The following is a 21,752-nucleotide window of genomic DNA, read 5'->3' on the forward strand; positions in this document are numbered from 1 at the left end:
GGCGATACAAACAAAAGACCTTTCACGCTATACTTTGGTTGAAGGTGAACAATCATGAAACGCCAGTTTTACAAGGGCTCGGATTATAAAAAAGCCTTGAATATCGAAGACCTGGAGCGCATTGCGAAGAAAAGAATGCCCAACTTCGTATTTGAATACGTTTACGGCGGAAGCGACGACGAGCACACCTTGCGCCGCAACCGTTCGGTATTCGATCGGTACCTGTTCGAGCCCAAAACGATGACCAATGTCGGCCCGCGGGATTTGAGCACCACCCTATTGGGGGGCACTTACCGCCTGCCTCTAGCGATTGGCCCTACCGGGTTCAACGGTATGCTCACCCGCGACGGTGACCTAAAACTTGCCCACGCCGCCCGGGATGCCGGTATCCCCTTCGTACTCAGCAGCGTCTCGACCACGCGTCTGGAAGAGATCGCCGCGGTCGAAGGCCTCACCGCCTGGATGCAGATCTACTTCTATCGCGACCGCGACTTCGTCGAATCGATGGTCAAACGCTGCCAGGCGGCGGGGTTCGAGGCCATCGTGGTGACCACCGACAGCGCCATTTACGGCAACCGCGAGTGGGATGTGCGCAATTTTCGTCGACCCATGAAGCCCTCGCTGCCCAATTTGCTTCACCTGCTGGGCAAGCCCGGCTGGATGAGCGATGTCCTTTGGCCCGACGGGCTGCCCACGTTCAAGAACCTGGATGAGCTGCTGCCGCCGGGTAAGCGCAACGCCCAGGGCGCCTCGCAGATCATCGGCCCACAGCTGGACCCTTCCCTAAACTGGGACGATATTGCCTGGCTGCGCGCGTTCTGGCCCGGCAAACTCATCCTGAAAGGCATACTCGCACCCCAGGAAGCCCAGCACGCCGCGGACCTGGGCGTGGACGCCGTCGTGCTCTCCAATCATGGGGGCCGCCAGCTCAATCACTCGCTTTCACCCATGGATACCCTGGAGGAGGTCAAGGCTCGGGTGGGCGAGCGCTGCCAGGTGTTCGTCGATAGCGGCTTTCGTCGCGGCACCGATATCATCAAGGCGCTGGCCCTCGGCGCGGACGCCGTTTGGCTTGGCAGAGCCACGCTGTATGGCCTTGCGGCCGGCGGGCAAGCGGGCGCCACCCATGCGCTTGGGCTACTCGAAAAAGAGATGGCGTCGACACTTGGCCTTTTGGGATATAACCGCTTGAATGAGCTGGATACGCACTGCCTGCGACGCCCGGCTTAACCATCGTGCAAGCGCCTTCGGGCACCACGTATTTGATTGCCCAACGCCCAGCAACGTCAGATACTGAGCGTGCCCCAGGCCACCCTCTACTGCGAGAATGCCCATGCCCCGCTGCTGTACCGCCCTTCTGCTCTCGTTTTTTCTGGCATCGTCCGCCCAGGCGGCCTGCCAGCGTGACCCCGTCAGTTTTGATTTTCCCGCCCAGCGGATGGACGAAGCGCTGCAGCAATTATCACACCGCACGGGCTGCTTTATTCACACGCCCCCCGCCGCTATGGGCGACACCCACGTACCGGCCGTAAGCGGCACCTACCGCCCGGAAGAGGCGCTTTGGGCGCTATTGAAAGGGTCAGGCTGGGAGGGGTATCGCACCGGTGAAGGCTTGGCGGTCAACCGGCACTGGCAAACATGGGTCAAGCGACACACCCAAACCCTGCGCGCCAGGTTAGAAGCGCTCGATACGCTAAGCGCCGCCGAGCGTCAGGCCTACCTCGATGAACTTCAAGCGATTGAAAATAGCGTGAGCGCGCTCGCCCGGGAGCAAGGGTTTATCAGCGCGGGGGAACACGCGAGCTACCAGCGCAGTATCGAGGCGCTGGAAAGCACGCTGCGGGCTCACGGGTCATAGCGGTAACGGCTTGCCTGCCCCTGGATGGCGGGCCAGGCTTGAGCGATGGGTAAAGCATTCGAGCACGGCATACTTTTAGGCAGGGCATTCATGAAAAATCTATCTTCACGCCAGCAACTCAAACGAACTTCCGGCATGGCGGTGGCGGGCATTTGCCTGCTGGCCGCCTCGTTAAGCGCCAAAGCCCAAGAGACGCCGTCATCCAGCGAGTGCGAGATGACCGAGCGCCAGCAGGAAATGCTTTCGCGGGTCAACGAGGCCAGAGCCAGCGCCCGGGAGTGCGGTGGGGAGTCTTTTCCTGCGGTAGAGCCGCTTGGCTGGAGCTGCCAGCTCGAAGCCGCCGCCCGGCTGCACTCACAAGACATGGCCGAGAACGCCTTCTTTAGCCATACCGGCTCCGAAGACTCCAGCATCGAAGAGCGGGTGAATGAACAGGACTACGCCTGGCGAGCGGTCGGCGAAAATATCGCGGCGGGCCACCGGTCGATCGAAGCAGCGATAGAGGGCTGGATCGAAAGCCCCGGCCATTGTCGCAACCTGATGAGCGAGCAGTTCAGCGAAATGGGGATGGCGAGGGCCGACAACGACGACACCCGCTATTCGACTTACTGGACGCAGACCTTCGCCGACCCGCGCTAGGCGCTCAGAGCCGGGTAAAGCCTTACTGGGCGGCCGGAGTTAAGTCACCGTAGTGTACCGCGGTAATCGCATTTTTCGGTGAGCCGTCGACCAGCTTGGTGCTGTAGGTCAGGTAGACGAAGGTTTGGGTTCCGGCGTCGTGCATGCGTACGACGCGCATGTTTTTGAATAGCACCGAGCGGCGCTGGGTGAAAATGACCTCCTGCTCGGTGACCTCATCCGGGTCAAAGATGATCGGCCCGGTTTGGCGACACGCCACGCTCGCTTCGCTCGCCTCCTCCGCCAGGCCTATCGCGCCGGAAATACCGCCAATCTGAGAGTAGGAGATATAGCACGAAATGCCCTGCACCTTCGGGTCGTCGAAGCGCTCCACCTCGATGGTGTTGTTTGGCCCGAGCATTCTGAACTCGGTGCGTACGCTGCCGATACGGGCGTCCTGGGCCAGCAGCGCGGCCGGCAACAGGGCCGCCGCCACGGCCAGTGATCCAACCACGGCGCGATTCAAACGAAACAAGGGCTTGGCCATCGGTGTGAGGTCCTGAACGAGGGAGAAAAATCGATACCGCTTCGACTCAATGAGAGCCGGCTGACGGTTCATGGTACGGGCAGCCGTTGAAGCGTGCACGGAAATCCGCGGAGTGGCGGTAGGTCTCCTTGCGCACGCGGTTGATATTACCCAGCGGCTGGTGGTCGATAATACCGGTCCAGACGCTAAAGCGCATTTCATCCTCGACCCGCTTGACCTTCTCTTCTTGCCAGCTATCCTGGGCGGGAACACGCAGCGTGGCCACCCGCTGAAACGGCGTGCGCGTCTCTTCCCACTCGACCGTTGCATCTTCGATCGGCTGCTTTTCGAGATCGCGGCAAAGCTGAACGCAAAACTCCCATTCGCCCGCGCGGTGGTGCATCTCACCGCGTACATCTTCACGGATCGCATCCTGGCGCCCGTCGATATCGACCGTGCGCCCGGTAAGCGCCTTGAGCGAGTCGCTGACCGGTCTGAGCATGAACTTGGCCATGTAATCGCCGTAGCGGAAAGCCGTCGCGCTGTAATAGGTTTCCCCCAGCGGGTCGATATTGGGCGCTCCGCCCAACGCGTCCAGCGTGGTGCTACTACTACTCACGGCCTCGAGCGCCTTGTTCACGCCCTGCAGGGTTTTGGAGGCGACCACCTTGGTGCCCTCCAAACGGTCCGTGGTACTGGCCAGCATTTTGAGATTGGTCAGAAACTTGCTCGCCGTGGGCGCTTGAAAGACCGGCGCATTGAGCAAAATGAAATCCTGATTATGCCCTTCCGAGCCTGGCAGCCGCTCGCCTTCGACATCCACTACTTTTAGCGCAAGCCCCCGGGGCAGCGAAACGGCGTCGGGAAGAATGTCGCCGGCATTGGTCGAAAGGCGCAAGAACACATCGAACTCGCCGGGCCTGGCAAAAAGCCCCTGGGCCAACTCATCGGGCAGCCCCTGCTCCACGCTCAACGTACCGCTCAAAATACCGTGGGCCTTGGCATGCACGGCGCGCACGGCGTGGCCGTAATCCTCAGAAGTGTGCTCTAAAATGGTATCGAAGGTGTCATTGAGCGAATCGATGACGTCCTGCTCGTCCTCCAGGGGTGTTTCAACGTCAGGGGTATAGCGTAGGGGAGTAGACAGCTCCATAGGGCCTCCATGCTTTGCTTTATTCGTTATCTCTACTAGCGTCACGGGTCACTGCGGACACTACCTGTCGCGCAGTGCTCCAAGCTTAGCCTGGCCAAGCGGTCAGCGCCTAGGCGAAAGCGCCCAGCCAAATGTCCGCCCTGGTATATCAAGCGTCGTCTTATAACAAATTCACAACCTGGCATCGCGCCATACTGATTCGTATCAACATCAAATGTGGAGCGAGTAATGAATCGCCATGTCATCCTGACCTGCGCCGTGACCGGCGCGGGTGACACCACCGGCAAGAACCCCAACGTGCCGGTCACCCCGGAACAGATCGCCAACGACTGCATCGCCGCGGCCAAGGCCGGCGCCAGCGTGGCCCATATTCACGTGCGCGACCCGAACACCGGCGGCGTCAGCCACGACCCGGCGCATTTTCGCGAAGTGATGGCCCGGGTGCGCGATTCCGGCCAGGACATCGTGATGAACATTACCGCCGGCGGCGGCGGCGACTGGATTCCCGACACCCAGGACCCTACCCGGGGCGGGCCAGGCACCGATATTCAAACGCCTGCCGAGCGCCACGCCCCGGTGGGGGAACTCTTGCCCGAACTGTGCACGCTGGACTGCGGCAGCCTCAACTTCGGCGACATGGTCTACGTCAACCCGGCGGACTGGCTGCGCGAGCACGCCCGCCTGGTGCAGGCCGCCGGCGTCAAGCCGGAACTCGAGTGTTTCGACCTGGGCCACGTCTGGTTCGCCCGCCAGCTTCAACAGGAAGGCTTGATCGACGGCGACCCGCTCTACCAGCTCTGCCTGGGTATTCCCTGGGGCGCCGAAGCCGACACCGAAACCATGGTGGCCATGCGCAACAAGTTGCCCGCCAACGCCCAGTGGGCGGCCTTCGGCATCGGCCGCGCGCAGATGCCGATGGTCGCGCAGTCCGCGCTGCTCGGCGGCCACGCCCGGGTGGGGCTGGAGGACAACCTCTACTTGAAAAAGGGTGTGATGGCGACCAACGCCCAGCTGGTCGAAAAAGCCGCCACCCTGCTCGAGAACCTGGGCGGCCAGGTGATGACCCCGGCCGAGACCCGCACGCATCTCTCGCTCAACGGCCCCAAAGCCTTGAATAAAGGAGCCAACGCATGAGCCAGCAGCCGTCTCAACAACGATCTCAACAGCCGTCTCAGCAACGATCCCAAAAGCTGTCCGTCATCGGCACCGGCGTGATCGGCAACGGCTGGATCGCCCGGGCGTTGGCCCAGGGCTTCGACGTGGTCGCGTTCGACCCGGACCCGGCCGCTGCCGAGCGTACCCGTGCATTCATCGACAACGCCTGGGCCTCGCTTGAAGGCCTGGGCCTGGCGCCGGGGGCCAGCAAGGAGTGGCTGCGTTTTGCCGATACCATCGACGCGGCGGTCGAAGGCGCGGATCTCATTCAGGAGAACGTGCCCGAGCGCCTGGAACTCAAGCGCGACGTGCTGGCCAGAATCGACCAGGCCGCCGATGAAACCGTACTGATCGGCTCCTCGACCTCGGGCTACAAGCCTTCTGAGCTTCAGGCTGGCTGCCTCAAAGCGCCGGGGCGGGTGATCGTCGCCCACCCGTTCAACCCGGTGTATTTGCTGCCGCTGGTCGAGCTGGTGGGGGGCGAGACTACTACGCCGGCCCACATCGAACGCGCTCAGCGCCTTTACGAAGACCTGGCCATGCGCCCGCTGGTGGTGCGCAAGGAGATCGAGGGCCACCTGGCGGATCGTTTGATGGAGGCGCTCTGGCGCGAGGCGCTGCACTTGGTCAACGACGGCGTAGCCACCACCGAAGAAGTGGACGCCGCGGTGGTCTACGGCTGCGGGCTGCGCTGGTCGTTGATGGGCACCTTCCTGACCTTCCACTTGGCCGGTGGCGACCAGGGCATGCGCCATATGCTCGAGCAGTTCGGACCGGCCTTGAAACAGCCCTGGACCAAACTCGAAGCCCCGGAGCTCACCGACGAGCTGATCGACCGCGTGGTCGAAGGCTGCGAGCACCAGGCCGCCGGGCGCAGCGTGGCCGAGCTCGACCGCCGCCGCGACGACTTCCTGGTCGAACTGCTCGGCCTGGTGCAAAAATACTGGCCCGAGGCCGAAGGCTTGAAAGGACGGCTCTGATGCAGATACTCACCACCGAAGTGGCAAGCGACTGGGTCGACTACAACGGCCACATGAACGACGCCGAGTACGCCCGGGTCTTCTCGCGGGCCGTCGATGCGCTGATGGACCACATCGGCCTAGGCAGCGAGGGCCGCGCCCAGCATCGCTACACGCTCTACACCCTGGAAACGCACCTTTGCTACCGGCAAGAAGCTCATGAGGGCCAGGCTTTGGTTGTTATCGCGCGGGTGTTGAACCAGGATGCCAAGCGCCTGCACGTGTTTTTCGAGATGCAGGATAGCGAGGGGGCGCTGCTTGCTACCAGCGAGCAGATGCTAATGGGCATCGACGTGCAAAGCGGGCGCCCGGCGCCCTTTCCCGCGCCGGTGAACGAGGCCATCGCCTCGCTCCCCGCCTGCGACGAACACACTTGGCCCGCGCTTGCCGGGCGTACCATCGGAATTCCCTGACATGGATATCACAACCTTCATTCGCCGCTTTGAAAAAGGCCAGGCCACGCTTGAATCACTGCCGCTGCCCCAGGCGCGAAAGCACTACGATGCGCTGTGCCAGTCGTTCACGCCTTCGGACCCGGCGGGCATGCAGGTAGCCGATGACGTACTGGCCCACGTACCCATACGGCGCTTCAAGCCCGCCCACGCTGGCCCTGAGCCTGTGATCTTTCTACACGGCGGCGGTTTCACCATCGGGTCGGTGGTGAGTCATCACGGCGTCGCGGCAAGCCTGGCCGAGCAGCTCAAGCGTGAGGTGATCAGCGTCGACTACCCCCTCGCTTATGAAGCGAATTACTCCAGCATGCTCAAACGCTGTTGCGAGGTGATCGACGCCGCGGAGCCTGCTTGCCTGGTGGGTGACAGCGCTGGCGCGCGGCTGGCGATGGACGCCGCGACACGGCTTAATTCAAAAGCGGTACTGGGGCTTATCTACCCACCGGTGAACGGCTTGCACCATGAAACGCTGGGGCCAGACGCCCCGCTATTGAGCCGCCAGGACGTGCTGTTCATCTCGCCGCTGTGCCCGGCGCTTGCTTCGAGCGCGCCGACGCCGCTTCCCAAGGGCGTCGTCGAAGTTCTCGCGGTGGAGCACGACCCGCTGACCGCACCGCTCGAGCGAGTGGTCGAGCGGTGGCGCCATCAAGGCGCAGAGGTAGGTTACCGGTGCGCGCCCAACATGGTGCACGGCGCCCTTCACGCCCAGGCACACCTTCCAGACATGCAAAACGCCTGGCAGGATTTCTGCCAGGCGCTCGAACGTCGTTTAGCCTCAAAGGCCGGTTAGCAGCGAAGGCCGTTTAGCAACGTAGCTCAGTTAGAAAAGAAGCAAGACCAAGGGTTATTCGTAGGCGGCTCTTACCGCTTCGATGGCGGGTTCGCCGTCTTTATCCTCGACGCCGTCCAGCCAGGCCTCGACGGTCTCCAGGTTGGCGGCGATCCACTCGGAGGCGACTTCATCCGCCGGGCGGTCGTCGAAGCTGTAGCCGTGGACCCACTCGTTTTGATCTTCGATATCCACCACGAACTGGGAGAGAAAGCGGTGCAGCGCCGGGTCGTCCTCGGCCAGGCTCGCCGGTACCACGGTCCACACGGTACTTTCGATCTCGGCCACGCCCGCATCATCCGAGTCTTTTAGATACGCCAAATCGAAGCTTACGTTCATCCAGTGGGGCTCCCAGCCCACGAAGGTCACCCACTCTTCGTCGCGCATGCGCTGCTCGGCCTGGGCCAGCATGGCCGAAGTGGAGCTTTCCCGCAGGCGCCAGTCGCCCAAACCGGCCAGGTCGTTGTCGATGGCGTTCAGCACGGCGGTATTGATGCCGGTGCCCGCCTCGATGCCCTGAATCTCGCCTTCGAAACGCTCACGGTGCTCGTTCAGGTCGGCCACCGTGGTCACCCCCGCGTCATACACGTAGCGCGGCACCACCAGCCCCGAGTTCGCGCCTTCGATGTTGGAGACGAGCTTCTCGACCTGGCCGTTATCCACCAGGGGCTCGACCATATCCGTTTGCACCGGATACCAGCCGCCCAGATAAACGTCGATATCGCCGCGGGTCAGGCCTTCGAGAATCACGCTGACGGCCAGGTCGCGCTGGCGGGTCTCGTAACCCATGGCCTCCATCAACTGCGCGGCCACTTCGGACTTCACCGTCACCCCCGGCCAGGGCGGCACGCCAAAACGCACTTCATCGAGCGCGGCCTGGGCGGCGGTGGCGCAGGCCAGGCCGCTCAGGCTCAACGCGCCGACCATCAACGCCTTGGGCAGGCGAGCGCTGGTTGAGCGGGCCTGGTTTGAGCGAATATTGTTTGAACGGGTATCGTGCAGAACGCTTGCGGGCAGTGTTTTCAGGGCCGTGCTCATTCGCGTCTCCTCTATTGACGGTAGGCCACCAGTTTGACCGCTTCACCCCCGCGAAAACGACACCAGGCGACCCTAAAGCCACACTTTACGACATGGCGTTTCAAAGCCGGGCGTGGCGGCGCGCCTGAATGGGCGAATGCCCGAACCGGGCACGAAACGCCCGGGCGAAGCTGGAACTGGAGCCGAACCCGCAAGCAACGGCGATGGCGAGTACGCCCATGTCGGTTTCGATCAAGAGCCGCTCGGCGCGTTCCAGGCGCAGGTTCTGGTACCACTGACGCGGCGAGGCCCCTAGCTGGTCCTCGAACAGGCGCTGTAATTGGCGCGCCGAAACGCCGCTTTGTCGGGCGATCTCGCCCAATGTGAGCGGTTCTTCCAGGTGGCGCTCCATCAGCGCGACCGCCTCGACCAGGCGGCGGTTGTGGCTGCCCAGGCGCCGCGCGAGGGACATGCGCTGCTGGTCGTGGTGGCTGCGCAGGCGCTCGTGAATCAGCTGCTCCGAGACCGCCACTGCCAGCGCCGCCCCGTGGCGCCGGGCAATGACCTCCAGCGCCATGTCCATCGCCGCCGCCCCACCGGCGCAGGAGAAACGCCGCTCGCCTAGCTCGAACAGCTCATCCGAGGTTTCGATGCCGGGAAAGCGCTCGCGAAACACCGGCAGGCTCTCCCAGTGAAGCGTGACCCGCTCGCCCTTCAAAAGCTCGGCTTTTGCCAACAGGAACCCGCCGGTATCCAGCCCGCCGAGCGCGCACCCGGCCTGGTCCAACCGGTGTAGCCACCCCGTGAGCGCCCGGTTCAAATGGGCCTCGGGCTCGAAGCCGCTACAAAGCGCCAACGACGATACATCGAGGGTGCCGATGGGCTGGTCCACCATCAACGTCATCTGGTTGCTGGCGGTGACCGGCTCGCCGTTTTCGCTCAACAGCACCCACTCGAAAAGCGCCTTGCCGCTGATACGGTTGGCGATACGCAGCGGCTCCACGGCGGAGAAAAACGCCATCATCGAAAAACGCGGCAGGAGGAGAAACCCGATACGCTCCGGTAACGGCCCAACATAGTGCAGGCGCAATGTCGCTCCCGATGGATAGAGTGTTTTAAAACCGGCCCCACGCGCCGGCTAATTTAAAGGCAAGCCGGCGCGCTCTCTTCTACACTGAAACGGGTAACGAAGCACAGGCCTCTGTGCGCGTTAGCATAGAAAGCCGATTCATAAGGAGAGTGAACGATGTCGAGCCCCGAGCATAAGCAAAAAATCTGGTCGATGATCAAGGATATCAAAGTAGGCATGTTGGTCACCAATGACCACGAAATGCCCCGCGCCCGCCCCATGCACTTGGTGCAGGAAGAGTACGACGGCACGCTTTGGTTCTACACCCGCCGCAGCGCTGAAAAAGTGTTCGAGGCGGAAAAAGATCACGACGTTTGCCTGAGCTTCTCGGATCAGGAGCACGGTATCTACGTCTCCATGTCCGGCAAGGCCAACCTGACCGACAACCGCGACCTGATACACAAGTACTGGAACCCCTTCATCGCCGCCTGGTTCCCGGAAGGCAAGGACGACCCGGACATCGCCCTGCTCGAAATCAAGATCGAGATGGGTGAGCACTGGAAAGCCAACGAGAGCAAAGTCTACCAGCTCTACGAAATCGCCAAGGCCAACATCAAAAAAGACGACACTCCGGATATGGGCGAGAACGAGAAGTTCGGCCACTGATCGTCTAACGCCTATCTCCCCCACGGCGCCGGCTTGCCCGGCGCCGTGGGGCAATTTCACTCGTGTAAGCGCAACCCTTCCGAACGGTACAGCTGGTTCACTTCGATGACTCGGCCCTCCATCAAATGACAGTACTGGCGGCCATCATCGCTGCCGTCGCGGGTTCTCACCTCGCCCCCTTCCCGCTCGCAGTAATTCACGGCCATTTCCTGCGCCTGTTCTGCCCCGTTGGACCCAGGTGCCGCGCACCCTGCCAGGGCCACAAGCAACACCGCGCCTACGCTATAACGAATCATATTGGTCTCCTTTTATAAACCCCGTTGACTCACTATAGCCACTCCCCGCCCCGGTGGCGAAATACCCGGCTCAGGGCTGCTGCATATCCGCAAGCTCCGTGGCCCGCTTGGCGGTGGCGCTTAAAAAGCAGTCGTTGCTGATCAAACGAGCTATCGTGCCTTCCCCTGTCGCGTAGAAGTAGCAGTTGGCATCCCGGTACGAGATCCAAAGCCGCTGGGCATCCCGCAGGGCGATTTGCCGCGCCTCGGGTAACTCGCTACGAATAGCGCGGTAGGCATCGTTGAGACGTTGGTCTTGAATCTCGAGTTCGTCGCTCATGCACTCGACCATGGATTGCGTGACGCCGCCGGAGGCTTCCATGCAGGTGCTGTATTGGTTGGTGTAGGGATCTTCATCTTTAGCTTGGGCTGTGAAAGATAACGGTATAAATAAAGATGCTGCGGCTATCATGGGTAAACGGTTTTTGTTCATTGAGGGCTCCACATGGCTGGTTAAGTTAAGGCTTGAAGATTAACTGATGCTTGAGAGTTGGATGGAGATTTTGTGGAGGATGGGTATTTGAGTATTGTTGAGGATGCAGGGCTTTTTTAAAAGCTAGTTCCTGGCAGGAGTCTAAAAAAACCATTAAACTATTGAATAATAGCGTTTTTAAATGATAATTAAAAAATCAATATACCACACCGTATACCATCATCCACAGTTCGCTGACGGCTTATAATTGGATATTATCACTGGTGATACAATTTGCGACACAGATGGACTGTTTACGGCCAGATCAGTCCTTCACCGAAGGATCATACTACGCTCGCTGTGCGGCTGGTTTGGGGCCTAGCGAAAAACCAGCCCTACAATATGCACTTGGTAGACGGTAGTTTGATCGGCCTAATTTTCCATAAACACTTAGACAGAGACATTAGGCTCGATAACTGTTAGCACATCTATCTAAATCGCTTAGCGAATAGCCGCTCAAATATTCTATAGAATTAGGTTAATAAATCTCATCCTCAGCATCCTGTTCAACAGGGGTCAGAATATAGTCATTAAAGCAAATGAGGTTAACGTCCTTGCCTTTGCAGGCAATCGAAAGTTCGCCTTCGTCCAAACTCGTAGCAAAGACAACCTGGCCACCGTAAGACTTTGAATCAGAAGCCTTTCTGATTAAGTTACTAAAACTCAACTTACTCGCCTCATGTTGACGCGGCTCATCAAATACGACAAATCCACCATGTTTTACATCCTGTTCTTTGGCTGCCAATTCCATCAATGCCAAGGTGTACGCCCAAATGATCCGTATATAATCACTGGCCGAAGTTTCAGCAACAATATCATAGCCTTCTTGCTCAGGTCTTAATGTTTGTGGCGAAATTGAAATAGATCTGATAGCCGAAGGGTTAAACCGGAATGCTTCGAGATCCCCTCTCACTATTGCTTGAAGCCTGTTTATTACAAGCCCCTTATTATCAATACTGGATTGTTTGCGTAGCAGTCTTAGCCCCTCTATATTTGTCGTCCATTTTGTGTGTGCTTTTGAGGCACGCTCCCTCAACTCGTCTTGAATAGCTTTCAACTTCTCTGAATCCTTCAGCGCGATTTCTGCCACAATCTTTTCACGTAGCAGTGATTTTGAAGCTCCATTGAAATCATTTATATCGTCGCGAATTTCCTTCAACTTCTGAACTTCGGCTTCATAACTGGATTTAAGAAAATTTGCTTTTACACGATAGACTTTGAACTGTTTTAACCCTCGATTACGTACAGTCTCGAAAAACTCGACCTGACTCTTGAGAAAATCTATATTCTCTTCGAGTGTCATCGGCTGTCTTTTAACGTTCCGGCTTCCAAGAGTATCGTAGAGAACACTCTCACAAATCGGGCATGTCTCGGTATCCAGATTAGCTCCGATGTCACTACCGACCTTTTTCAAGTGGCGAAGTTGTTGATACTGGTCCAGGTCATTTTTAAGGGTTAATAGCTTATTTTCCGTATCAGTCACGGATATCATCGTCGCTTCGGAAAGCTCGGAAAGCTCTTCATAATTCCTCTGGAGATTACGTACAACTGCACTTTGAAATTCAAGTTTATCATTATCTGGCGTGACTGCCATCACATCACTTTCTAGCCTTTCCAAAAGCTTTGAAAGTGACTTCTGTTTTTCCGAAACGCTTATCTTGGAATTTCCTTCCAAATAGTAAAACTCAATATTAACACTAGTATGGTACTTGTTAATTTCCGGTATCATGGACAAATCAACAGAGTTAAACTCGGCTGCAACTTGTGCTGCCGAGGCCAGCTTATCCCACTCAGATTTAGCCTCATCAATTTTATTCTTATAATTGATAGCTTTTCTCTCGAACTCAAAACTATCAATACCTAAACAAAATTCAGACGCAACCCTTTTAACGTTCTTAATACCATAATGTGTCGGGATATTAGCCTGTATCTCAGACCAGCCGCGCTTTTGCTCAACAAAAAACAGAGGGAATATGCACTCAAGATAAAGCGTCGTCTCGGAACCATCAAAGGCCACAACATTTGGAAGAGACCAGTCTATATAATCAGCAAGCCAATGGTGGAACCCCCTTTCACTAACAGCGGAACCTACTTTACCTGATGACCCAAGAAAATAATCAGTTATCTTACCATCCATCTCAACACTAATCTTCATGGCATGCCCCGCTATATCACGGGTCAGGCGCGCTACTTGACCTTTACTATTTCTTATATCAAGAGTAACTTTGGAAGAACTAACAAAAAATGGGTTCTGATCTTCTTTTGAATCAAAAATTTCTTCATAAAGCGATTTCGGAAAAGGACGCTTACGGATTGGGCCTAGTATAGCCTCCAGCCCCAAGCCGTATGCAATTGCGTTTACACATGTTGACTTTCCAGACGAATTTTCGGCTCGTATAATATTCAGACCATCTTTAAACGGTATAGTGCATTCGAACTGCCGTCCATTAGCGTTCACCAAAATATGCAGGTTGTCTATTTTTAATCCAAGCACTATAACAACCCTCCCGTCAATTCTTTAACTTTATGATCTGTGAGTTTCTTCCCATTTTTTTTCAGATAAGCTATTTCAGCTTGCATGATGCCGTTTTCGATAAGTAGTACATACAAATTAACAGCATTCTTAGTCATATAGATTCTGCCTGCCTCTAGCGTTAAAATTTCTTTTGCTATGGCAAGCTCAAAAGCCTTAAACATTGCTGTATCAACTGATACTAAAGGGGTATCTTCTGAGCGGCCATGAAGAAATTCTTCATATTCGTCCCAGCGCGCTCGGCGAATGAGTATCCATACAAGAATATTAACTTTCTTAACATCCAGATAACGCTTATCACCTGATACAACAGCCAAAGAAACCACGATCAGACATATTCGCCACAGTGGTCGCATCTCTATAGGAAGAGGATACGATTTGTCACTTATAACCGTCTTGACCTTGTTGCACTTATTCATAGATAAAATCCATATAACATTCGGCTAGCCATTTAGATAAATAGCCAAAAGAGAGCGACTGCATGTTTGTATCAGACATCAATTTAGCATGCTTTGAAAATGCCTGCTCATTTCCTTTACGCACGTTATTAACGAACTCCTTATCAAGCGCGTCCTCAAACAAAGAATTGTCTTTAATCTTTTCTAACTGTGCCCGCGCACTATCTTCGACCAGCTCGTGAAGATCGGGATAATTTTCACGAAGATCGTCTAGAAATTTTTCAATCTGAATGTATTTTTTAACGACATTATCTTTAAATTTTTTCGATTTTTCACCCATGAGCGTATCTGATTTTCGTTCAATATTGGCTGAAAACTCAATATTACTTTCTTGCCATACAGCCTTATTAGCATCATCAACTTCAATTAGAGGAATATCCACGGCCTTTGCGTGGCTCTGTTTTGCAAAAATCGCTCCATCAGGATAACAATCCGATGTGTCGATTTTTACCTGAAAATCATTAACATCAATAAAGGCTGGAGGATCTTTTAGCAGATCATTTTTTTTAGTATTACAATATTTAATCAATTCTTTTGACTTCATTTCAGGAACCAAAAGAATCCACCGCTTCACTTTGAACACAGCCCCATCAAGTAATCTTGCTATTTCAATTTCATTTGTTTTTAGTTTATTAAGATCCTCTCTTATTTTTTTCTGGATTTTTTGCTTGTAGGCCGCCATATCTGCGTTTTTATCAGGAAAATAGCACTGATAAAGTGTTCCATCGATGGCAAAAAACTCTAGGCCAGAATCTCCTTGATCTGCATCCGGCACTTCCCAGAAATTATTTGCACCATGATGGTAACGCAGCATACGTGAGCAAAACCACTCCCAATCCTTCGGCGTTAATTGCTCAATAAAAATATCCATAATTTATTTATTGGTCGCTCATTCTATTTAATCGATTTTTTGGAATATTGTACAAAAACTATCAGTTATTGTATTCAAAACGGGTACAGGCCCCGCTACTGGCGGACTGGCCGCTTGTGGTCGAAAGATGTCGTTTAGTGATATGCGAATTATGGTGGCAAACAGTTTGACACACATAAAACCATGATTTCCACTTTAACTATCGTTAGCAGTATTACCCATTCCTTTACATCTACGCAACCCGCTTAGCTGCAACTTTAGGCCACCCTGCGCCGGAAGACTTTAGCCTTACAGGATCTTGTCAGGAATGTCCTTTGTAGCTATCGGCCTGCCGGTGGCCCCGCTTTCGATTGTTGCTCCCTTATCTATTCGTCAAAACTGCATAACCCTGCATGAATCCGCATAATTCTCATGCACTCATTTTCCACCAGCCAGCTCAGCAGTGGCGCGGCTTGGCGACGGACGCAAGGGTGCATAAAAACCACTACATTTAGCGCGCGGGCGGGGCGGGGTGCCGATAGCGCGCCGTGGGTCGCGGCCGGTACGCGGGTATGAGGTTGGCAACATCCTAGCCAGACGGTCTGTGGCCGCGCTCAGTAGCTGCCATTCTCTCGCTAAGCCTTAACAGACGAACGCCCCGCACAAAGGCGGGCCGTGGATCTCATACCAGCATCTTTGCCTATGCGGCGTCGAGATCGTTCAGGTTGGGCACATACTCCATTTGCGCTTCAGACCTATAGCGCCCCGGTACTGCCACTATAAATAGCCTCATCTATGCTTCTCTTTCTGGCACTGCTTGCGTTCAAGCCACCAACACTACGATACGGCTTGCAACTGCTTTCCAGCTAGAGCAAGGGACTCTCTGTATTCCCACGCCTCGGCCGCCATCGTCCAATGGACTTCGGCTTGTTGGCTATCCACCACCTCTCGAACTTCCGAGATAGGAACTTGGAAAAACTCCTTACGCGCATTAAGCCGGTTCACTTGGCGGTTAGCGAATCTCCGGTGAAGCTCGCGTTCTAAAGAGGGAGCATCGTCGGAATAAATCATTGCATGCACATCAAATGAGAATGGCACGCTGGCATCACCAAGCTCCTTGACGCGATCCAGGGGTTCAAGCCGACGGGTCATGCCTATCTTGAAAATATTTTCGCCGAATGAGCCAATGTTCGAAATGACGTAAACGTGACCACGCCTTGTCTGTTGGGCCATCGAAATTGCACGCTGGCCTCGAGACGCTGATTCTTGCAGTTGAAGCTCAAGTTCTGCCATGCGGGCCTCATAGCCCTCGCGCTCAGCGTCGTTGGCACTCTCAAGTTGCTTTCGAGCCTCAGCCATCGCTTTAGCGAGCATTTTCTCTTCTTTTTCAGCCTGCTTTAAAGCTTTCTCAATATCTCTACGGGCCTTCTCTTCTTCCCGCATTTGCTCACGAATTTCTCTCTGCTCCTCCTGCTCAATGCGCTTTAGCTCCATTGTCGCTACCGCCCACTTCAGCTCATCTAGCCGTGCTTGCAAATACAGGTCGGTGATTCGAGCGTTTTTAAAGGGTTGTCCATTATGGTTTACCAACGCAAACGCATCGAGAACCCCTTGTTTCAGTTTGCCGTAATTATCATGCTTAACTTTAGACAGGATGGAATCGACCTTGCCATTGAAAGCATCAACTGCAAAGTGGATGGCGTATTCTCTTCTTACTTTCTCGACATAATCGCAGTCGCCCGCCCGGCCATTTTTTGCCATATCTGCACTGTGCTTACGTGATTGCTTGAGCTTTTGTCCGGCATCCTTATGTGAAAAATCGTCGGCCAAGTCGTCCAGCAGGCTGGCGTTCGGAATAATGTAATCATCGTGATAACCTTCGATGATATTCTTCATGGCCTTAGCTGTTTGCTCATAGAGTTTGGCGTTTTCCACCGCTTTCAATGCATTTCCAGCGGTCTCCTCAGCCTGAATGCGGGCATGGGAGATGATCTTTTCGGCTCTGGTATGAGCCTCTTGGACGAGGCTTTGTGATTTAGATTCCGAAAGCCTGACTTTGTCACGAATTTCAGATGCCTCACGCCGCGCTTCTGCGATTATTTGAGACCGCTTTTCATCCGCATTTCGCTTGATACTGACAGCTTCGAATTCAGCGTTTTCTTTCCTGCTGAAAGCAGCTGTTAAATGGCTTTTGCTTTCACGTTCAGCGTCTTGCCATAGCTGACCGGCTTTTTTCTTTGCCTCGAAGACTATACGCTCCGCTTCCAGCTCTGCATCTTCAATCACTTGATACTTCGATAAGCGCTCAAGAGTGGCGTTTAGCTCGCTTATCTTATGACTCTTTTCTTCAAGCGCTGAACTTACATCAGTTACTTGTTTCTTTAAGTTTTTTTTCTTTATCGCGATTACCAGGGTGGCAATCCATCCAGAGAGCACCAGGCAGCCGAGAGCGACTAAAAAAATCTTCGAAAATTCCATCCAGATCCCCTAAAACAATTGTGGTTGCGCCTCTGTGATCACTCTAACCAATCTTAGCTTTAAAGGTAAGAATGGCGCTATCGCAACTCTCGCATATTCAGCAAAAAGTTGAACCTATGCCACTAGGCGGTATAATGGAATGACGAGAGGCTGCATATGATCAAATCGTTCAGAGACCAATGGCTGGAAGAGTTTTACAAGACTGAAGAAATAACCGGATCGATTCCATCAACAATCGCTAGTGCTTTGAAACGCAAGCTGGATTTGATCGATGCATCGGTGTCGGAGGCTGACTTGAGGATGCCGCCCGGTAATCGTTTCGAACACTTGAGCGGGAAACTGTCCCATTTATGCTCGATCCGAGTAAACAAGCAATATCGCCTGATCTTCCAGTGGTCTAACGGCCAGGCTAGTGATATCTATTTAGACCCGCACACCTATAGGTGACGCCATGATGATGACAGAGCGTAAGCCCACCACGGTTGGTGAGATGCTGACACTTGAATTTCTTGAGCCGCTGGAGCTTACTCAATCGGCGCTTGCTCGGCAGATGGGCACTACGCCGCGCCTGGTCAACGAACTTTGCAATAACAAGCGAGCGTTGACCGCTGAAACCGCCATTATGCTAGCGACGGTCTTCGGCAATACGCCTGACTTCTGGCTCAATTTGCAGCAAAAAAGCGACCTTTGGAAGGCCTACCACAGCAAGAAAAGCCAAGAGCGAATTCGAAGGGCGCATCCCATTAAGGTAGTAGCAGACCACGGCCCGGCATTTGCCTGACCCCTACCCTCAGGGTGGCTGCTTATTCAGGCGTATGACTCAGGTGTTGAAGCGAAATGGCGTCCCTGGCAGGAGTCGAACCTGCGACCTGCCGCTTAGGAGGCGGCTGCTCTATCCTACTGAGCTACAGGGACTTTAAGGTATTGCGGGGCGCGTAGTATAGCGCGGCCGGCCGTATAGGCCAACCGGTGGCATTAAATCCAGCCCAGCAGTCGCAGGGCGAAAATGCCCAGGGTAATCGTCAGGCTGGCCATTAACGTGGTCAGGGCGATGATGTTGGCGGCCAGGGTCACGTTGCCGTTCATGGCTTTGGCCATGACGAAGCTGGCCGCCGCCGTGGGGCTTGCGAAAAACAGGAACAAAAGGCCCAGCTGCTCGCCGGTGAACCCGCAAAGCCAGGCGATGACGGTAGAGGCCGCGGGCAGCACCACCATTTTCATCACGCTGGAGCTAAGCGCCACCTGGTGGCCGCTACGCAGGCTGGCCGCAGAAAGCGTGGCGCCAATGCAAATCAGCGCCAGCGGCAGCGTAAGCGAGGCAAAGTAGTTGCCCGAGGTCATCACCCAGTTGGGCAGCTCGACCGAAAGCGCGGTAAAGGGAATGGCCAGCACGACGCTTAGAATTAGCGGGTTGGTGGCGATGTTTTTGAGCATGGCCCGCCAGTTGGTGGTCGCGCCGGGCTGATACACCGACAGCACCCAAACCGAGAGCACGTTATACAGCACGATGACCAGCCCCAGCAGCAGGCTCCCCGCCGAAAGGCCGTAATTGCCGTACATGCCGGCGGCCAGGGCCAGTCCCACGACCCCGCCGTTGCCCCGAAAGGCACCCTGTACGTAAATGCCACGCTCAGAATGAACCACCCGGTAGCGCGCCCACAGCCAGCTCACGAAGAACTGGCCCACCGTGGCGAGTGCAAAAAACACCAGCAGGCGGATATCCAGCGCTACGCTTAGGTCCGCCTGGATCAGGCTAAGAAAAATCAGCGTCGGGAGGGTCGCACGAAAAACCAGCGCCGAGGCGGTCGAGACGAACGCCCGGTCGATCAACTTGAGCCGCTTCAAAACGATGCCAATAAACACCATGGCAAAGACCGGCAGGGTAATGTCTAACGTACGCGCGAAGAGCTCTATAAGGTCCACAGGGCTGCTCTAATGGGTAAAGGGTGTCTCATGGGTATGGAATGACGGATCATGGATAAAGAGTGAGCGAATAAGAGTGAAAGATAGTACCGCAACGCCCTGCCGACTGACACCGGCGTACCGGTGTCAGTCGAATAGCGTCATGGAGTCGAGCTGGCCAGGCAGTTTGACGACCACTTCGTTACGCCCGCGGCCCTTTGCCTCGTAGCTTGCGGCATCCGAGCGCTCGAGCGAGCCCTCGACCGACTCGTCGCCTTCGTCGAATTGCGTCACGCCCATGCTGAGTGTGACGTTATACACTTTGCCCGCGTGGGTGACCGAGACCTCGCTGACCGCCTGACGCAACGATTCGGCAATGCGCCGCGCCTGAATCAGGGTGCAGCTGGGTAGCAGCACGGCGAATTCGTCGCCCCCCTGGCGGGCCACGTGGTCGCTGCGGCGTACTTCCCAGGCGATCACCTGGGCAACCCGGCGCAGCATTTCATCGCCCAGGGCGTGGCCGCCTTCATCGTTGATCGGTTTGAAATGATCGAGATCGAACAAGAGCAGCGCCGAGGGCGTGCTGGTTTTTTGGAAATCGGCGAACGCCTCTTCCAGGCGGCGCAGGAAACCGCGCCGGTTGAGCAGCCCCGTCAGCGGGTCGTGTTCGGCTTCCCAGCGCTGCAGGGCTTCCTGCTGGCGGCGCTCGGTAATGTCCTTGACCACCCCGACAAGCCCCAGCGAGTGCCCGCCCTGGGAAAGCATGACCACCCGGGCGTGAACATCCAGCCAGAGCATTTCATCATCGCTTTTGGTAAAGCGCAGTTGGCGCACGTAATCCTGGCCGGTTTTTAAACTGTGCTGCCATAGGTCGATCACGCCCTGGCGGTCGTCCTGGTGAATCTGCTTGAGCCAGGCCTCCATGAGCATATCCGGGGGTATTCCCAGCATCGTCAAAAGCGCGGGGTTCATATAGGTGATGCGACCGTCGAAGTTGGCCACGAACATGCCCTGGGGGCTCGAGTTCAGTACCGAATCCAAAAACGCTTCGCGCTCGTGGAGATTGGTCATCAGCTGCTGGCGCTCGTCCTCTACGCGGTTGAAGGTCTGCGCGACCTGTTGAAGCTCCTGCATACGGGTGGCCAGCGCCACGTGGGAGCGCCCGCCCTGGCCCACTTCGTCGATTTGCGACTCGAGCTGGTTGAGCGGCGAGAGTATGCGGGCCAGCAGCCACCATAGAAGGGGGAGCAGCAACAGCGCCAGCGCCACCCAAATCCACCATAGCCGGTAGATGAAATCCGACAAGGGGGTTTGTGCCTGGTCGACCGGCAAATAAAGCGCCACGATCCAATTGGCCGGCCACACCTGGGAGTAGGCCTGGTAAAGGTTACGGCCGCTGAAAAGCGCGCCGGCTCCCTCACCCCGCCAGCCATCCAGCGCCATATCGAGCCAGGGGTAGGCCCTGGGTTTGTCAATGGCGGTATTCACCCGCTGCGCGTCAGGGTGGTAAAGAACTTTGCCGGACGCCGTATAAATGGCCGAGAAGCCGTCATCCCCAAGGCGGATTTTCGCCAGGCGGCCAAATAGCCCGCCAGCGTCCAGGCTCACCACGCCGCCAATGAAACCTTGAAACTGGCCTTCCCGGTCTATTCGAGGCACCCCGACCAGCACGAGTGGCGTGTTGCTGGCGCGCCCCACGAAAGGCTCACTGACATAGGGGCTTCGCGTGCCGCGCAGCATCCGAAAATGCTCCTGCTCGGCGGCTTCCAGGCCCACTCGCCCCACGATACTGGGCCAGTCTGCAATCAGGGTTCCAGAGGCGTTACTGACGACGACGCCCTCGAACCAGGCGAGCAGCGAGTCGTTTTTACTGAGCTCGTACTGCACCCACTCGGCGTCATTGGCGGTGCCGATCGCCTCGCTCAAACGCTGCAAGGCGTCGATGCGGTTTTCGACCTGCTGGGTGAGCTCATCGGACACCAGATTGGCCTCGTAGCGCAGGTGCGTTACGTTGGCGTCGTGCAACATGTTTTTACCGACCTGCCACGTTAGCCCCAGCATGATCGCGGCCACTATCAGTAGCGTAACGGAGAGCCCCAGCAGCAGTCGGCTTTTGAGGGACCGAAATGGGGTCAGTCTTTTGTGTAAGTGGGCTGGCAGCACCGATTGTACCTATTCGTCAATTTTCTTTGAACGACAGTGGCAGTAGAATGCTAGCCGCCATGAAGCCGCCGGGTACCTAAGAGTCTCGATCAGCAGCCGGATGCGGGTAATCTTGCAAATGGGTTAGCCTACATTGCCAACTCAGGCGGCAAAGCTAGTTTTAATTATTTTTTTAAGGCTCACATACTCTAACCAACAT

22 protein-coding genes and 1 tRNA gene are annotated in these 21,752 nt (G+C 55.9%); 10 read left to right on the forward strand and 13 right to left on the reverse strand.

The window, feature by feature from the left end:
- The first annotated feature begins 54 nt into the window (after positions 1 to 54).
- From ACWHRL_RS10900 to ACWHRL_RS10910, 3 genes are all read left to right on the forward strand, one after another.
- Positions 55 to 1,230: an alpha-hydroxy acid oxidase gene (locus ACWHRL_RS10900; protein WP_447893666.1), complete on the forward strand. Its 1,176-nt coding sequence runs from the start codon at positions 55 to 57 to the stop codon at positions 1,228 to 1,230.
- A gap of 103 nt (positions 1,231 to 1,333) precedes the next feature.
- Positions 1,334 to 1,858, forward strand: coding sequence for a hypothetical protein (locus ACWHRL_RS10905; protein WP_447893667.1), 525 nt, complete (start codon positions 1,334 to 1,336; stop codon positions 1,856 to 1,858).
- A gap of 90 nt (positions 1,859 to 1,948) precedes the next feature.
- On the forward strand, positions 1,949 to 2,497 hold the full coding sequence (locus ACWHRL_RS10910; RefSeq protein WP_447893668.1) for a CAP domain-containing protein: 549 nt from the start codon (positions 1,949 to 1,951) through the stop codon (positions 2,495 to 2,497).
- Positions 2,498 to 2,519: 22 nt separating this feature from the next.
- On the opposite strand, the gene ACWHRL_RS10915 is transcribed toward ACWHRL_RS10910, so the two are convergent.
- The gene (locus ACWHRL_RS10915) at positions 2,520 to 3,023 is read right to left on the reverse strand and encodes a CreA family protein (RefSeq protein ID WP_447893670.1); all 504 of its coding nucleotides are present in this window, start codon (positions 3,021 to 3,023) and stop codon (positions 2,520 to 2,522) included.
- A gap of 46 nt (positions 3,024 to 3,069) precedes the next feature.
- Positions 3,070 to 4,155: a catalase family protein gene (locus ACWHRL_RS10920; protein WP_447893671.1), complete on the reverse strand. Its 1,086-nt coding sequence runs from the start codon at positions 4,153 to 4,155 to the stop codon at positions 3,070 to 3,072.
- 228 nt (positions 4,156 to 4,383) lie between these two features.
- On the opposite strand from ACWHRL_RS10920, the gene ACWHRL_RS10925 reads away from it, so the two are divergent.
- From ACWHRL_RS10925 to ACWHRL_RS10940, 4 genes are read left to right on the forward strand one after another with little or no spacing between them, the layout of a single operon-like run.
- A complete protein-coding gene (locus tag ACWHRL_RS10925; RefSeq protein WP_447893672.1) occupies positions 4,384 to 5,289 on the forward strand; it encodes a 3-keto-5-aminohexanoate cleavage protein in 906 nt (301 codons plus the stop codon).
- Positions 5,286 to 6,290 (forward strand): L-carnitine dehydrogenase, encoded by a 1,005-nt coding sequence (locus ACWHRL_RS10930; protein WP_447893673.1) that lies wholly within the window; start codon positions 5,286 to 5,288, stop codon positions 6,288 to 6,290. Before ACWHRL_RS10925 ends, ACWHRL_RS10930 begins: the two co-directional genes overlap by 4 nt.
- Positions 6,290 to 6,742, forward strand: a complete 453-nt coding sequence (locus ACWHRL_RS10935; RefSeq protein ID WP_447893674.1) for a thioesterase family protein — start codon at positions 6,290 to 6,292, stop codon at positions 6,740 to 6,742. Before ACWHRL_RS10930 ends, ACWHRL_RS10935 begins: the two co-directional genes overlap by 1 nt.
- A gap of 1 nt (position 6,743) precedes the next feature.
- Entirely contained in the window at positions 6,744 to 7,571 is an 828-nt protein-coding gene (locus tag ACWHRL_RS10940) for an alpha/beta hydrolase (RefSeq protein ID WP_447893675.1), read from the forward strand.
- A 54-nt stretch (positions 7,572 to 7,625) separates the two neighbouring features.
- Here ACWHRL_RS10940 and ACWHRL_RS10945 read toward each other — a convergent pair whose 3' ends face one another.
- Positions 7,626 to 8,537, reverse strand: a complete 912-nt coding sequence (locus tag ACWHRL_RS10945; RefSeq protein WP_447896166.1) for an ABC transporter substrate-binding protein — start codon at positions 8,535 to 8,537, stop codon at positions 7,626 to 7,628.
- Between the two features lie 211 nt (positions 8,538 to 8,748).
- Positions 8,749 to 9,717 (reverse strand): GlxA family transcriptional regulator, encoded by a 969-nt coding sequence (locus tag ACWHRL_RS10950; RefSeq protein WP_447893676.1) that lies wholly within the window; start codon positions 9,715 to 9,717, stop codon positions 8,749 to 8,751.
- Between the two features lie 156 nt (positions 9,718 to 9,873).
- On the opposite strand from ACWHRL_RS10950, the gene ACWHRL_RS10955 reads away from it, so the two are divergent.
- Positions 9,874 to 10,362 carry a pyridoxamine 5'-phosphate oxidase family protein gene (locus ACWHRL_RS10955; RefSeq protein WP_447893677.1) on the forward strand — a complete coding sequence of 163 codons (489 nt, stop codon included), beginning with the start codon at positions 9,874 to 9,876 and terminating at the stop codon, positions 10,360 to 10,362.
- Positions 10,363 to 10,418: 56 nt separating this feature from the next.
- On the opposite strand, the gene ACWHRL_RS10960 is transcribed toward ACWHRL_RS10955, so the two are convergent.
- The 6 genes from ACWHRL_RS10960 to ACWHRL_RS10985 all read right to left on the reverse strand — a co-directional run bounded on the left by ACWHRL_RS10960 (position 10,419) and on the right by ACWHRL_RS10985 (position 17,488).
- A complete protein-coding gene (locus ACWHRL_RS10960) occupies positions 10,419 to 10,568 on the reverse strand; it encodes a DUF333 domain-containing protein (protein WP_447893678.1) in 150 nt (49 codons plus the stop codon).
- Between the two features lie 160 nt (positions 10,569 to 10,728).
- Positions 10,729 to 11,019, reverse strand: coding sequence for a lysozyme inhibitor LprI family protein (locus ACWHRL_RS10965; protein ID WP_447893679.1), 291 nt, complete (start codon positions 11,017 to 11,019; stop codon positions 10,729 to 10,731).
- Positions 11,020 to 11,647: 628 nt separating this feature from the next.
- The gene (locus tag ACWHRL_RS10970; RefSeq protein ID WP_447893680.1) at positions 11,648 to 13,663 is read right to left on the reverse strand and encodes a hypothetical protein; all 2,016 of its coding nucleotides are present in this window, start codon (positions 13,661 to 13,663) and stop codon (positions 11,648 to 11,650) included.
- Positions 13,663 to 14,121, reverse strand: a complete 459-nt coding sequence (locus ACWHRL_RS10975) for a hypothetical protein (RefSeq protein WP_447893681.1) — start codon at positions 14,119 to 14,121, stop codon at positions 13,663 to 13,665. Before ACWHRL_RS10975 ends, ACWHRL_RS10970 begins: the two co-directional genes overlap by 1 nt.
- Positions 14,114 to 15,031 (reverse strand): hypothetical protein, encoded by a 918-nt coding sequence (locus tag ACWHRL_RS10980; protein ID WP_447893682.1) that lies wholly within the window; start codon positions 15,029 to 15,031, stop codon positions 14,114 to 14,116. Before ACWHRL_RS10980 ends, ACWHRL_RS10975 begins: the two co-directional genes overlap by 8 nt.
- Positions 15,032 to 15,847: 816 nt before the next feature.
- A complete protein-coding gene (locus ACWHRL_RS10985; RefSeq protein WP_447893683.1) occupies positions 15,848 to 17,488 on the reverse strand; it encodes a DUF4041 domain-containing protein in 1,641 nt (546 codons plus the stop codon).
- A 156-nt stretch (positions 17,489 to 17,644) separates the two neighbouring features.
- Here ACWHRL_RS10985 and ACWHRL_RS10990 point away from each other — a divergent pair, with 156 nt between their 5' ends.
- Positions 17,645 to 17,935: a type II toxin-antitoxin system RelE/ParE family toxin gene (locus tag ACWHRL_RS10990; RefSeq protein ID WP_447893684.1), complete on the forward strand. Its 291-nt coding sequence runs from the start codon at positions 17,645 to 17,647 to the stop codon at positions 17,933 to 17,935.
- A 4-nt stretch (positions 17,936 to 17,939) separates the two neighbouring features.
- The gene (locus ACWHRL_RS10995) at positions 17,940 to 18,269 is read left to right on the forward strand and encodes a HigA family addiction module antitoxin (protein WP_447553337.1); all 330 of its coding nucleotides are present in this window, start codon (positions 17,940 to 17,942) and stop codon (positions 18,267 to 18,269) included.
- Positions 18,270 to 18,326: 57 nt separating this feature from the next.
- Here ACWHRL_RS10995 and ACWHRL_RS11000 read toward each other — a convergent pair.
- The 3 genes from ACWHRL_RS11000 to ACWHRL_RS11010 form a co-directional block, all read right to left on the reverse strand.
- Positions 18,327 to 18,403, reverse strand: a tRNA-Arg gene (locus ACWHRL_RS11000).
- 60 nt (positions 18,404 to 18,463) lie between these two features.
- Positions 18,464 to 19,411 carry an AEC family transporter gene (locus ACWHRL_RS11005; RefSeq protein ID WP_447893685.1) on the reverse strand — a complete coding sequence of 316 codons (948 nt, stop codon included), beginning with the start codon at positions 19,409 to 19,411 and terminating at the stop codon, positions 18,464 to 18,466.
- Between the two features lie 126 nt (positions 19,412 to 19,537).
- Positions 19,538 to 21,451 carry a sensor domain-containing diguanylate cyclase gene (locus ACWHRL_RS11010; RefSeq protein WP_447893686.1) on the reverse strand — a complete coding sequence of 638 codons (1,914 nt, stop codon included), beginning with the start codon at positions 21,449 to 21,451 and terminating at the stop codon, positions 19,538 to 19,540.
- Positions 21,452 to 21,752 lie beyond the last annotated feature (301 nt).

The sequence above is a fragment of the Vreelandella sp. GE22 genome (assembly GCF_968212445.1).

What these genes read in the sequence shown, in the direction of transcription:
- ACWHRL_RS10900 (WP_447893666.1), top strand. Translation starts at nt 55, where the DNA reads ATGAAACGCCAGTTTTACAAGGGCTCGGATTATAAAAAAGCCTTGAAT.
- ACWHRL_RS10905 (WP_447893667.1), top strand. Translation starts at nt 1,334, where the DNA reads ATGCCCCGCTGCTGTACCGCCCTTCTGCTCTCGTTTTTTCTGGCATCG.
- ACWHRL_RS10910 (WP_447893668.1), top strand. Translation starts at nt 1,949, where the DNA reads ATGAAAAATCTATCTTCACGCCAGCAACTCAAACGAACTTCCGGCATG.
- ACWHRL_RS10915 (WP_447893670.1), bottom strand. Translation starts at nt 3,023, where the DNA reads ATGGCCAAGCCCTTGTTTCGTTTGAATCGCGCCGTGGTTGGATCACTG.
- ACWHRL_RS10920 (WP_447893671.1), bottom strand. Translation starts at nt 4,155, where the DNA reads ATGGAGCTGTCTACTCCCCTACGCTATACCCCTGACGTTGAAACACCC.
- ACWHRL_RS10925 (WP_447893672.1), top strand. Translation starts at nt 4,384, where the DNA reads ATGAATCGCCATGTCATCCTGACCTGCGCCGTGACCGGCGCGGGTGAC.
- ACWHRL_RS10930 (WP_447893673.1), top strand. Translation starts at nt 5,286, where the DNA reads ATGAGCCAGCAGCCGTCTCAACAACGATCTCAACAGCCGTCTCAGCAA.
- ACWHRL_RS10935 (WP_447893674.1), top strand. Translation starts at nt 6,290, where the DNA reads ATGCAGATACTCACCACCGAAGTGGCAAGCGACTGGGTCGACTACAAC.
- ACWHRL_RS10940 (WP_447893675.1), top strand. Translation starts at nt 6,744, where the DNA reads ATGGATATCACAACCTTCATTCGCCGCTTTGAAAAAGGCCAGGCCACG.
- ACWHRL_RS10945 (WP_447896166.1), bottom strand. Translation starts at nt 8,537, where the DNA reads ATGGTCGGCGCGTTGAGCCTGAGCGGCCTGGCCTGCGCCACCGCCGCC.
- ACWHRL_RS10955 (WP_447893677.1), top strand. Translation starts at nt 9,874, where the DNA reads ATGTCGAGCCCCGAGCATAAGCAAAAAATCTGGTCGATGATCAAGGAT.
- ACWHRL_RS10960 (WP_447893678.1), bottom strand. Translation starts at nt 10,568, where the DNA reads ATGGCCGTGAATTACTGCGAGCGGGAAGGGGGCGAGGTGAGAACCCGC.
- ACWHRL_RS10965 (WP_447893679.1), bottom strand. Translation starts at nt 11,019, where the DNA reads ATGGAAGCCTCCGGCGGCGTCACGCAATCCATGGTCGAGTGCATGAGC.
- ACWHRL_RS10975 (WP_447893681.1), bottom strand. Translation starts at nt 14,121, where the DNA reads ATGAATAAGTGCAACAAGGTCAAGACGGTTATAAGTGACAAATCGTAT.
- ACWHRL_RS10980 (WP_447893682.1), bottom strand. Translation starts at nt 15,031, where the DNA reads ATGGATATTTTTATTGAGCAATTAACGCCGAAGGATTGGGAGTGGTTT.
- ACWHRL_RS10985 (WP_447893683.1), bottom strand. Translation starts at nt 17,488, where the DNA reads ATGGAATTTTCGAAGATTTTTTTAGTCGCTCTCGGCTGCCTGGTGCTC.
- ACWHRL_RS10990 (WP_447893684.1), top strand. Translation starts at nt 17,645, where the DNA reads ATGATCAAATCGTTCAGAGACCAATGGCTGGAAGAGTTTTACAAGACT.
- ACWHRL_RS10995 (WP_447553337.1), top strand. Translation starts at nt 17,940, where the DNA reads ATGATGATGACAGAGCGTAAGCCCACCACGGTTGGTGAGATGCTGACA.
- ACWHRL_RS11010 (WP_447893686.1), bottom strand. Translation starts at nt 21,451, where the DNA reads ATGCTGGGGCTAACGTGGCAGGTCGGTAAAAACATGTTGCACGACGCC.